This window comes from Mesorhizobium sp. M0898 (assembly GCF_040319695.1).
Classification (GTDB): domain Bacteria; phylum Pseudomonadota; class Alphaproteobacteria; order Rhizobiales; family Rhizobiaceae; genus Mesorhizobium.
In genome coordinates this window covers 32,264-43,569 of record NZ_JAMYOE010000022.1, presented here as the reverse complement: position 1 = coordinate 43,569, position 11,306 = coordinate 32,264, and the positions used below count along the sequence as shown (strand labels likewise).

Below are 11,306 nucleotides of genomic sequence, written 5' to 3'. Positions count from 1 at the left end.
GTGCTTCGATATTTTGTCTGGCGTATCGCCGTGATGGTTCCAACGCTGCTGGTCATATCGGCACTGGTGTTCACGATCATCGAACTTCCCCCAGGCGACTATTTCGACAGCTATGTTGCCGAGCTTCGGGCTCAGGGCGAAGCGGTGGATTCCGATCGCATCGAGATGATGCGCAAGGAATATGGTTTCGACAAGCCACCGGTCATTCGCTACTTCTACTGGGTCGGCGGGATGCTGCACGGCGATTTCGGCTATTCCTTCGAATATGAGCTGCCGGTTCGCGACGTCGTCGGGGACCGAATGTGGCTGACGGTGCTGGTTTCCTTCGTCACGATCATCTTTACCTGGCTCATCGCCTTTCCGATCGGCATGTACTCCGCCACGCATCAATACAGCTGGGGCGACTACGGCCTGACTTTCTTCGGCCTTCTCGGCCTTGCGATTCCGAACTTCATGCTGGCGCTGATCCTGATGTATTTCGCCAACATCTGGTTCGGAACGTCTATCGGCCATCTCATGGACCAGCAATATCTCGGCGAGCCGATGAGCTGGGCCAAGGCGAAATCGATCCTCGCCCATCTCTGGATTCCGGTCTTGATCATCGGCACCGGGGGCACGGCAAGCATGATCCGGCGGCTGCGCGCCAATCTGCTCGATGAGCTACATAAGCAATATGTCGTGACCGCGCACGCCAAAGGCCTTCATCCCTTCAGGGCGCTGGTCAAATATCCGCTGCGCATGGCGCTCAATTTCTTCATTTCGGATATCGGCTCTATCCTGCCGGCCATCATCTCCGGTGCCGAAATCACGGCGATCGTGCTGTCTTTGGAAACGACCGGGCCGATGCTGATCAAGGCGCTGCAAAGCCAGGACATGTATCTCGCAGGGTCGTTCCTGATGTTCCTCGCCTTCCTGACGGTCATCGGCGTCCTGATTTCCGACCTGGCGCTGGCGCTACTTGATCCGCGAATTCGTTTGCAAGGCGGCAGCACCAAATGAACACGCAATCGCCGCTGCCCGCTCCGGGTGCCCCACTGCAACACTACGTTTCCATCGAGCCCTTTGACCTGCAGTCGGTCGAGGCGATGACGCCGGAGCAGGAGAAGGTCTTTCAGGCGTCGCAGTTGCGGCTGATGTGGTGGAAATTCCGTCGGCACCGGCTTGCCCTTGTATCCGGCATATTCCTGGCAGCGCTTTATTTCGGGATACTGATCTGCGAGTTCCTGGCGCCCTACGATCTGCACACGCGCAACATGGACTACATCTATTCGCCGCCGCAGCGGGTGCACCTGTTCCACAACGGCGAGTTCGTCGGGCCGTTCGTCTATGGCCGCCAGATGACGCTGGATATGGACACGCTCAAGCGGAACTACATCGAGAAACAGGATGATGTTCAGCGGATCCGTTTCTTCTGCAAGGGCGATAAGTACCGGTTCTGGGGCCTGATCGAAGGTGACAGGCATTTTGTCTGCCCCGCCGAAAACGGCCAGCTCTTTCTGGCCGGCACTGACAGGCTGGGGCGCGATGTGCTCTCGCGCATCATCTATGGCGCCCGCATTTCACTGACAATCGGCCTCGTCGGCATCAGTTTCAGCTTCCTGCTCGGCATTGTCATCGGCGGACTGGCCGGCTATCACGGCGGTATCTTCGACCTGATCGTCCAACGGATAATCGAAGTTCTGCAATCGATCCCCAGCATTCCGCTATGGCTGGCTCTGGCGGCGATCATGCCGATAACCTGGAGTCCGATCCTGATCTATTTCGGCATCACCGTCATCCTCGGGCTGCTCGACTGGACCGGACTGGCGCGGGCCGTGCGTTCAAAGCTTCTAGCTTTGCGCGAGGAGGATTACGTTCTGGCCGCGCAATTGATGGGCGCCAGAAGCAGCCGCATCATCGGGCGGCATCTCATTCCTGGCTTCATGTCGCATCTGATCGCGACGGCGACGATCTCCATACCCGGCATGATCCTGGGCGAGACGGCGCTGAGCTTCCTCGGGCTCGGCCTGAGGGCACCGATAACCAGCTGGGGCATCCTGCTCACCGAGGCGCGCAGCGTCAGCGTGATCGCGTTCTATCCATGGCTGCTTTTGCCGATGCTCCCCGTCGTTCTCGTCATCTTGGCGTTCAACTTCCTCGGCGACGGGTTGCGGGACGCCGCGGACCCCTACAAATGACATCGCTGTTCCGCCGCGCGCTGCGCCGCCGATTCCACCCGGTATGATCCTTGTCGGCAGCCTGTTCGCTTGTTGCAGTGTTCATCGTTCGCCTCTACACGCGGCAAGACTCGATCGGGGTTTAGCTCGTCGGCTTGGGTTTCAGCCGCGAAACGCTCTGGTCGGGGGCAGTTGATTTCGTGAACTGGTTCTGGACATACAATCGCACATGAGTCGTCTTGACAGTTTCATCCGGAGGATGACCGCACAGCGCGACATACTCGATCATGTCTGCGCCGAGGTTGCGAAGATGGAGGGGCCGGTGCTCGAGCTCGGCCTCGGCAATGGCCGGACGTTCCACCATCTGCGCGAGCGCCTGCCCGGACGCCGGATCGTAGCGTTCGATCGCGCACTTGCCGCACACGCCAGCTCAATTCCCGAAGCTGAAAACCTCGTGCTCGGCGAAATACGCGAGACGGCGAGCAGGTTCATTGGCATCGACGCCGCTCTTGTTCATGCCGACATCGGCACCGGCTATGAAGATCGCGATGCAGTGACCTCTACCTGGCTTCCCGATCTGACCGCGCGCCTGCTTCGCGTCGGCGGCATCGCGGTCAGCGGCACGCCGCTCGATCACCCGCAGTTGCAACGCCTCTCGCCGCCACCTTCGATTGCCGCCGATCGTTATTTTATCTGTAGGCGCGTGTGAGGGGCCGGGACGAGCCAACTCTTCAGGGGCCAAGCCTTCAGGGGATCGTGTATACTGCTATCTCCCGGTCAATGCCGCGCAGCGAGACCTCGTGGGGCACGGGCGTCAGCGCGTTCCTATGTAAGAGATCGGCGGTGAGATTGTCGTCGACCACCGCTCGAGTGGCGAAGATCGCCTGTGCGTTGGCAAGGTTCTGGACCCGCGAAGCAATGTTGACCGTCTGGCCGAAATAGTCCTGTCGCTCATTCATCGACACGGCGATGCAGGGGCCGGCATGGACTCCGATCTTGAGCAGCAGATCCTCGCGGCCGCTCTTGTCGTTGAGCGTACGCATGGCATCGCGCATCCTGAGGGCTGCAGCAATCGCACGATCAGGCGTCGCGAAGGTCGCCATCACCGCATCACCGATCGTCTTCACCACCGCGCCTGCCTCCGCCGTGACGATCTCGTGCAGAACCTGGAAATGCTCGCGCACGAGATCGAAGGCTGAAAGGTCGCCCACCCGCTCGTAAAGCTCGGTCGATCCGCGCAGGTCGGTGAACAGGAACGTCAGGCTGGTGATCTTCAGGCGCTGGTTGATGTCGAGTGTATCCGTGCGATAGAGATCGCGGAACGTCTGGTTGGTGAGCAGGCGCTTGGCGGTCAGGAAGGGCCGGCGTTTTCCCAGGAAATCATGCAATGTCTGGCCGGCGATGAAGACTGTCGGCAGCACGCGGGTGTCGGTCCGGTTTTCCAGCGAAATGCGCAACGGGCCGGGTTGCATCTCCAGCGTCTGGTTCTGGACATGGTCGCGGTCGAAGGCCAAAGAGAGGCTCCGGCGCTCCTTTGTTGGTTCGCCCTTCCCGTCGATGAACTGCGCTGAATGGGTGACCGGCTCGAAGACGATGATGAATTCAGACGGAAGCTGTATGGTCAGAACCGCCTTTTCACCGGGCGCAAGCTCGATATCCTCCAGCGAGAACGCTTCCAGCTTTTTCACGAAATCCTCTTCCGGCAGATCGACGCCGGACGCCCAGTAGATCTGGCGGAAATATTCCGCCACCGGCAGTTCGTGTGGATTGTGTGCGGCAATCCTGCGCACGCGGGGACTGACGGTGAATGTCACCTCGACCATCTCGTCGAGAGTCGGTGAATAGCCCTCGGAGCACAGCGCGCAGGTGTATTCGTCCTTTTGCAGGGTTTTCAGCGTGGCGTTGGTGTCGAGCACGCCGCCGCAGCCGGGGCACAGAACATTCCAGGAAATGTCGAAGATGCCCACCCGCGCCGCATGGAGAAAGGCGCCTATTGCGCGCTCCTCGTCGAGGCCATGCTTGCTGGCGAAGGCTGGCGCATTGATGCGGCAAAGTTCGCGGTCCTCGCCCTCCGCGATGGTTCGCTTGATCGCGTCGATCGCCTGCGGATCGACATCGGCCGATCGTCGCAGAAGTGAGAATAGATCCTGAGCTTCGTTCATCGTGCAGGCTCCGGAAAATGCACCTCGAGGCGTTTTGACCGGACCGATCTTTGGTCCGAGTGCTCCATCTTACTTCGAAACGGACCGTACGGCCATTCGAATGGATAAGCCTGGTGACCGTTCAATTTCCATTCGGCGGATTTTAACCGGCCGCAAGCAGCACTATGATGGTCCATGGAGCATTCATCTTTGGGATTTTCTCCCATGCCGACATCAGACGATCCGCCATTTCCCGCGGTCCTGCGCCTTTTTTCTGCGGGGGTCATCGTCGTCCTGATCGTAGGCGCCGGCCTGTTTTTCATGCCTGCGCTGGTGAAACCGGGCTGGCCTTGGGCCGTCACGCCGTTCAATGCGCGCTTCCTCGGTGGCTTCTACACCGCCGAAATGGTCGTGATGGTGGCACTGCTGGTCTGGAATCGCTGGTCGCCCGGCAGGCTCGTGCTCGTCATGGCCTTCATCTTCACCGTCATCGTGTCGGTGGCTTCGTTCATCAATCTCGGCTATTTCAACTTCGAGCGCAAAGCGCCCTGGCTGTGGTTTTTGGTCTATCTTGCTTCGGCCGCGGTATCCGGGCTGTTCCTGTGGCGGGCCAGGGCCCGTCCTTCTGCAAAAGGCGTGACCTTAAATCCCGCATGGCGCGGCTACATGCCGGCGGAATCCGCGATCCTTGGGCTCTATGGCGTCGGCCTGTTGCTGTTTCCCCTGACATTCAGTGGCATCTGGCCATGGCCGATCGATGCCTTCCACGCTCAGGTCTACAGCGCCATCTTCCTCGCCGGTGCGGGCGGTATATATCTCGTCTGGAGAAGCGCGCCGCGCGAGGAACTGCTGGTGCTCGGGTTGGCCCAGTTTCTGGTTGGCCTGCTTGCCATCCTCGGCGTCGTCATCACCGACGCTGCGGTGCACCGGATCGACTGGACGGCGACCGGGACATTGTGCTGGCTCGCCCTTTTCGGCTGGATAGGCATCAGCGGCGTCTTCAAACTCTACGCTGCCTCCCGGTATTTTTAGCCCGCAATCGGTATCATAGGTCAGAGACGGCTGGATTTTCAGGTGGCGTCCGGTGCATCGTACCGGGCCGATTGCCTTCGCCGGGAACGCCATGACCAGCACGACCTCGCCACCCGCCGAGAAAATCCAGCCGCTGCTGCGGTCCGTCCGGTCAAGCGATGCGGAGGCGCTTTGCGCTATCTTCAACATGCCGGGCTTCCGCTGGGGCACGCTCAGGATGCCTTTCGAGATGGTGGAGCAGGTGGCGCGGCGCATTGCCAAGTCCGGCCCGGAAACCACCTGGATCGTTGCCGAGCTGGACGGCAAGGTCGTCGGCCATGGCAGCCTGGTCGTGCAAGGTTCACCGCGCCGTTCGCACATCGGCGAGATCAATATTGGCCTTGACGATGCCTTTGTCGGCAAAGGTATCGGCTCTGCCATACTCGGCGCGCTGCTTGACGTGGCCGACAACTGGCGCGCCCTGAAGCGAGTCGAATTGACCGTCTATGCCGACAACGAAGCGGCCCTCCGTCTCTACAAGAGCCACGGCTTTGAGATCGAAGGCCGGCATGTGAAGGCCGGCTTTACCGACGGGCAGTACCACGACCTCCTGAGCATGGCCCGGCTGCGGTTCTAAGATCCGCTGTTTGCCTTAGCTGTTTAGCCTATCTGACAATTCGTGCCGAGGCAGCGAACAGGTGATTGCTCAAGGAGAACTGCGTAGGATACTGTCATTTCGTCTCACACCATCTTGATCGAGTTGACGATCTATGTAGGCCGGCCGCATCCAGCAAGTCTGGTCTCGCTTGGCGTTTACACCGCAAGCGGCTAGACGGGACCAATGACCGCCGTCTTTGATCCAATCCCTACCCCTCCGCGGGAAATTCTGGCTGTGCTGTCGCTGCTCTGCCCGGAGGTCGTGCGCGACATCGAGCAGAACTGGAATGCACCGGTTTCCGATTACGCCCGCCATCTGTGGCGGCCCGTGGCAAGGCCTGCATCGGGCCCGGCGATCGCTGCCCGCTCGATCCTGCGCGAAGTCCTGCATCAGCGCCTCGGTAGGATCATGCAGCCTGAGGAGATCGGCAAAGCCCTCGACGAGTTCGAGCACAGACCGGTGATTCAGTCCGGCCTGCACTGCCTGCTTCTGATGGACCGGATCACCTTCGATGCCCTTCTGCTTGCCTGGCTCGGGGCGGTCGAAAACGGGCTGTCGGCCTTCGTCGGCTTCATGGGAACGACGATGACCATGGAGACAGTTGGCCGGGAGGGGCCGGGATGGCTCGATGTCGGCGACGACAAGGTCAACCTGTTTGGCATGGGGCGCCACAAACTGTGCCGCAAAAGCGCCTGCGTGGCCGGTCCCGTCTCCCTCAACAAGCGCGCGCTCGAAGCGGTGGGCGATGAAACGGATGGCAGCCGCTGGCTGGGCACACTGCTTGCCAGCCGGGACAAGGTGTTTGAAACCGCCGCCGATGCGCTGACTGAACTGAATGAGGATCTGGTCGCCAATTGGGATCGTGCCAGCATGGCCCTGCCGGTTTTCGTCGATGATCGGGTCGCCGCGGCTGCCATGGCGCGGCATCTAGAATATGACGGCAGCCTTCTTTCCAGGCTGCTGATTGAACCCGCAAGACGCCAGCGTCTCGAACATGCATGGCAAGAGGCCGCATCGAGCCCATTTGGCAGATTCCTGCCCAATGCCACGGACTATTTCTGGGGCATCCGCGAGGAGCGCGTGCGCAAGCTCGTTCTCGAGAACGGGCACCTGATCGAGCCCGACAGGCCGCAAGGTCTTTCCATCCCGTTCGAGCGGCCGTATCTCAGGCAGGCGCTGCTGGACGGCGTGCTGCTGCCGAACTTGTTCCTGACGTTCCTCGTCCTTGCCATATTGCCGCGCGTGCGGGTCGTGGGCGGCCTGAGACAGATTGGCTATGTAGCGCTTTTCCACTCGATCCTCCTGGCCGTGCTGGACGAAAACGTGCCGGAAGAGCGCGATCTGGCCGCGGAACTGCAGGTTCGGGAAAATGCCTGGGGCATGCGGGTCATCGATGAAAAGATCTCAGTCCGCGAGCAGCTTGCCGTCCTGCCGGAAGGAGCGCTCTTCCCGGACCTGCTCCGGCAATACCGATTGCGGACATTTGCCGAGACGACCGACGACCTGAAACTGGTTCGCGAAAACGCCAGATGGCGCAAGATCGGCCAGGCAGAGATCAAGCCGACCTGAGCCTAATTCGCAACCGCAAGCGACGGCGATCCATCGGGGAGCCTCTGGCGTCTGACCCCGCCGCACAGGCCTCACCTGTCATTGCACCACACCGCCCTTGCGGAGCCCATCCACCACGTGTTCGAAATCGACCGGTTCTTGTGGCAGACCAAGACTTTGTAGCGGTATCCAGCGAATAGTCGCGATTGACGCGAAGCACCTCCTGCCATGGCGCGCGGGCCTCGGCGAAGCGGCCCAGATGACCGTAGCTGGCGGCCAGAAACGCGCGCGAGACGTCGGTGACAGCGTTTGCGAGCCAGCCGTTGCATCAGAGGTCATGGGTAGCGGTCTGCCACCGGACCCACACGGATCGCCCGCTGCCGCTTGCCCGCCGACGGCTATCGGTGCATCCTTGTGAATAGCCTGGCCGTGAAGTGCGAGCGAGATCACGCCGTCACGGCCACTAGTGAGGTCTTGTTCGATGGACTGCTCGGGCTGCGGTTTCGAGATTGAGGGCGGTTACGCCTTCTGTCCGAGGTGTGGCAGGCGCCAGCCCGTGCCATGCGCCAGTTGCGGCTACACCTGCGCACCTGATTTCGAGTTCTGTCCGAAATGCGGGGCAAGCGTCGGTGCGCCCGCAAAAGCCGTCGAACGGCCTGCTCCGGCACCAAGCCGGACCATTGTGTCGCCTTCTCGAACTCCGTCGCTGCTTCCGAACATCGAAAGCGAAGAAGGGCTGCATCCCGTCTCTGACGCCGATCGCCGGACGGTAACGGTCCTGTTCGCCGACCTTTGCGGCTTTACGACACTCAGCGAGCAGCTCGACCCCGAGGTCATGCAAGCGCTGCAGAACAAACTGTTCAAGGAATTGACGGCGGCCGTGCGAAACTTTGGTGGGTTCGTCGACAAATTCATCGGCGATGCGCTGCTCGCTTTGTTCGGTGCGCCGGTCGCGCATGAGGACGATCCGGAACGCGCGCTTCGTGCCGCTCTCGACATGATCGCCCGGACGGCGCGGCTCGGCGAAAGCACCCCCCACTCCGGCTCGCCTCTGTTACTCCACATCGGCATAAACACTGGTCCGGTCGTTACTGGCGGATTGGGCATCGGCACCGCCAGATCCTATTCCGTGACCGGCGACACAGTGAATACGGCGCAACGCCTGCAATCGCTGGCCGCACCGGGTGAGGTGCTGGTAGGCGAGCTCACTCACAGGCTGACCCGGCATGCCTTCTCTTATGAGTCGCTGGGTGATGTCGTGTTTCGCGGCAAGGCTGGCAGCGTGCTCGTTCATCGACTGGACGCACCGCTAGCGGTGCCGCGTGCAGCGCGCGGGCTCGAGGCGCTCGGCCTCAGTGCGCCGCTAATAGGTCGTGGTGCGGAGCTCAATAGAATGATGGCGAGCCTTGACCAGGCGTGCGGCGGCTCGGCCCAACTTGTCCGCCTCGTCGGAGAAGCCGGCATCGGGAAATCGCGGCTGGTGAGTGAGTTCGTCGCCCGCGTCGGCGACGACGAGCGTTTTCGCAACGTCGCCGTGCGGCAGGCCACGTGCTCACCGCTGGGTGAACAATCTTTTGGCGCCTTGGGCGCAGTGGTGCGCAGCGCTGCCGGGATGATGCAAAACGACAATGGGGACGAAATGCGGGGGAAGCTCGCAGGCTTGCTTGCCGATCTCGGCCTGCAGGGCGAGGAGGCGAAGCGGCTGATGCCTTTGCTCTACCATGTGCTTGGCCTTGGCGACCCCGATGCCACCTTGCAGCATGTCGAGCCCGAGCAGCTGCGGCGGCAAATTCTCTACGCAGTCCGCACAATCATCGAACGGCGGCTTGCGTTGTCGCCGCTATTGATTGTCGTCGAAGACCTGCACTGGGCCGACGCCGTGTCGCTCGAGGCACTACGTTTCGTGATGGACAGGTTGGAACGCACGCGGTTGATGTTGCTGGTCACGCATCGTCCGGCGCCGGACAACGACCAGCTCGACTCAAGTCGGGTCAGTCACACAGCGCTCAGGCTTCCGCCACTCAACAATGATGACGGACGCAGCCTGCTGGCAGCGCTTTTCGGCGAGAGCTGGGTAAGCTCCGCGGGAGGGCTTCTCGACCAGATCCTCGAGCGCGCGGGCGGCAACCCCCTTTTTGTAGAGGAAATCGTTCGCGGCCTTATCGATCGCGGTGTACTGGTGCGAGAGGGCCAGCGATGGCGGACTGTGGCAGGCGAAGTCGCAACCGGCATCCCCGCCACTATCCAGGCAATGTTGCTTGCTCGCGTCGACCGGCTGCCCCAAGAGGTGCGCCGGTTGGCCCAGGAGGCCGCGGTAATCGGCCCGCGCTTCGATGCCACACTTCTGAAAACCGTGACAGCCGACCCCGGCCGGCTCGAAGCCGGCTGCGAACTGCTTTGCGATGCGGAAATCATCGAGGAAGTTGCCGGATCAGGCTCGGTCTCGTCTCAAAGCTACCGCTTTACGCAAACATTGCTGCAGGACGTGATCTACCAGAATCTGCTCCTGCAACGCCGGACCGAAATCCACGGGCGGATCGGTGCTGCCTTGGAGCAACTGTGCGGCGACGAGCCGGAACGGCTCGAGGATTTGACCGTGCTCGGTCATCATTTTGCACAGAGCGCCGAGCGGGAGAAGGGCGCGCATTACCTGCAGGCGGCAGGCGATCGCGCTCGCATGATATATGCCAACGACGACGCCCTTCGTTTCTACGAGCGAGCACTGACTGCGTTGGGCGCGATCGGGCAAACACCGCTCAAACTGGCAATTGCAGAGCGCATTGCCGATTTGAGCGGCCCGGCAGGCCGCCGCGAGATCGCGCACCACCACTATGAGACGGTGTTGCAGGCATACCGCGAGTCAGCCAATCGCGTCGCCTCGGCGCGAGTTTTGCGTAAGATCGGTCGGCTACTCTGGGATGTCGGCAAGCGGGACAAGGCAGAACCCCGCTATGCTGAGGCGGCAGCGCTCCTCGATGGAGCGGATGCCCCGATCGAGCAGGCGCATCTGTGGCAAGAACGTGGCCGACAGGCGTTCCGTAGCGGAGATCACGCTCTCGCGGCAAAATGGGCAGACGCGGCGCTGGATTGCGTAGGCACACTGACAACGGAGCATGTCTCCGAGATAAGGTGTGATGCCACTCTTGTGACCGCCGAGGCACTCAATACCAAGGCTGTCGCGCTGGCTCGCCTTGGGCGAAACCGTGAGGCCGTGCGTCAGGTTGAGCGTAGCATTGAATTGGCCGAAGCCGCCGGTCTGCTGGGCGCGGCCTGCCGCGGCTACACCAATCTCGGCGTGCTTTACACGACCATCGATCCCGCAAAGGCGATGGAGGTCTGTCGGCGCGGTCTTGAAGTGGCGCGCCGTATTGGTGATTTGGGTTTCCAGGCGCGCCTCCTCGCCAATCTGGCGGTCGCTTGTTGTACTTTCACGGATCGCTGTCCAACGGAGGGCGTACCCGCTGCCGAGAAGGCCATCGAGATCGACCGGGCGCTCGACCAGCGCGAGCACCTGCCGGTGCCTTTGATCGTGCTTGGGCAAATCCACCAGTGCAACGGCCGTCCGGACCTGGCGGTTGGGTTGTTCCACGAAGCACTGGACGTAGCTCGCGAAACGGGCGAACCCCAACTGCTGTTTCCGTGTTATGATGGTCTCGCAACGCTTAATCTCGATCTCGACAATCTGGCCGAGGCCGAACGCTACTTTTCCCTGGCGCAGGGTATATGCGCCCAGCACGGGCTCGACCCGGAAGCGCTTGTGGTGCTGCCTTTTCTCGACTAGCCGGGGTTGGA

General features: G+C 61.4%; 8 protein-coding genes and 1 pseudogene. 7 read left to right on the top strand and 2 right to left on the bottom strand.

Annotated features, from left to right (window positions below; translation table 11 throughout):
- The 3 genes from NKH90_RS21360 to NKH90_RS21350 all read left to right on the top strand — a co-directional run bounded on the left by NKH90_RS21360 (position 1) and on the right by NKH90_RS21350 (position 2,865).
- On the top strand, positions 1-999 hold the full coding sequence (locus NKH90_RS21360; RefSeq protein ID WP_023675966.1) for an ABC transporter permease: 999 nt from the start codon (positions 1-3) through the stop codon (positions 997-999).
- Positions 996-2,177 (top strand): ABC transporter permease, encoded by a 1,182-nt coding sequence (locus NKH90_RS21355; RefSeq protein ID WP_352614641.1) that lies wholly within the window; start codon positions 996-998, stop codon positions 2,175-2,177. The genes NKH90_RS21360 and NKH90_RS21355 overlap by 4 nt, the downstream gene beginning before the upstream one ends.
- 208 nt (positions 2,178-2,385) lie before the next feature.
- Positions 2,386-2,865, top strand: coding sequence for a class I SAM-dependent methyltransferase (locus NKH90_RS21350; RefSeq protein WP_352541938.1), 480 nt, complete (start codon positions 2,386-2,388; stop codon positions 2,863-2,865).
- A 37-nt stretch (positions 2,866-2,902) separates the two neighbouring features.
- Here NKH90_RS21350 and NKH90_RS21345 read toward each other — a convergent pair whose 3' ends face one another.
- Positions 2,903-4,318 (bottom strand): adenylate/guanylate cyclase domain-containing protein, encoded by a 1,416-nt coding sequence (locus tag NKH90_RS21345; RefSeq protein ID WP_352684416.1) that lies wholly within the window; start codon positions 4,316-4,318, stop codon positions 2,903-2,905.
- Between the two features lie 204 nt (positions 4,319-4,522).
- Here NKH90_RS21345 and NKH90_RS21340 point away from each other — a divergent pair, with 204 nt between their 5' ends.
- The 3 genes from NKH90_RS21340 (at position 4,523) to NKH90_RS21330 (ending at position 7,535) form a co-directional block, all read left to right on the top strand.
- The gene (locus NKH90_RS21340; RefSeq protein ID WP_352820745.1) at positions 4,523-5,329 is read left to right on the top strand and encodes a hypothetical protein; all 807 of its coding nucleotides are present in this window, start codon (positions 4,523-4,525) and stop codon (positions 5,327-5,329) included.
- Between the two features lie 91 nt (positions 5,330-5,420).
- Entirely contained in the window at positions 5,421-5,945 is a 525-nt protein-coding gene (locus tag NKH90_RS21335; protein ID WP_352470882.1) for a GNAT family N-acetyltransferase, read from the top strand.
- Between the two features lie 204 nt (positions 5,946-6,149).
- Positions 6,150-7,535, top strand: coding sequence for a hypothetical protein (locus NKH90_RS21330; protein ID WP_352684420.1), 1,386 nt, complete (start codon positions 6,150-6,152; stop codon positions 7,533-7,535).
- 78 nt (positions 7,536-7,613) lie between these two features.
- Here the strand turns inward: NKH90_RS21330 and NKH90_RS21325 are convergent.
- A pseudogene (locus NKH90_RS21325) lies at positions 7,614-7,824 on the bottom strand (adenylate/guanylate cyclase domain-containing protein); the annotation flags it as partial.
- 171 nt (positions 7,825-7,995) lie between these two features.
- Here NKH90_RS21325 and NKH90_RS21320 point away from each other — a divergent pair.
- Positions 7,996-11,295 carry an adenylate/guanylate cyclase domain-containing protein gene (locus NKH90_RS21320; protein ID WP_352820744.1) on the top strand — a complete coding sequence of 1,100 codons (3,300 nt, stop codon included), beginning with the start codon at positions 7,996-7,998 and terminating at the stop codon, positions 11,293-11,295.
- Positions 11,296-11,306 lie beyond the last annotated feature (11 nt).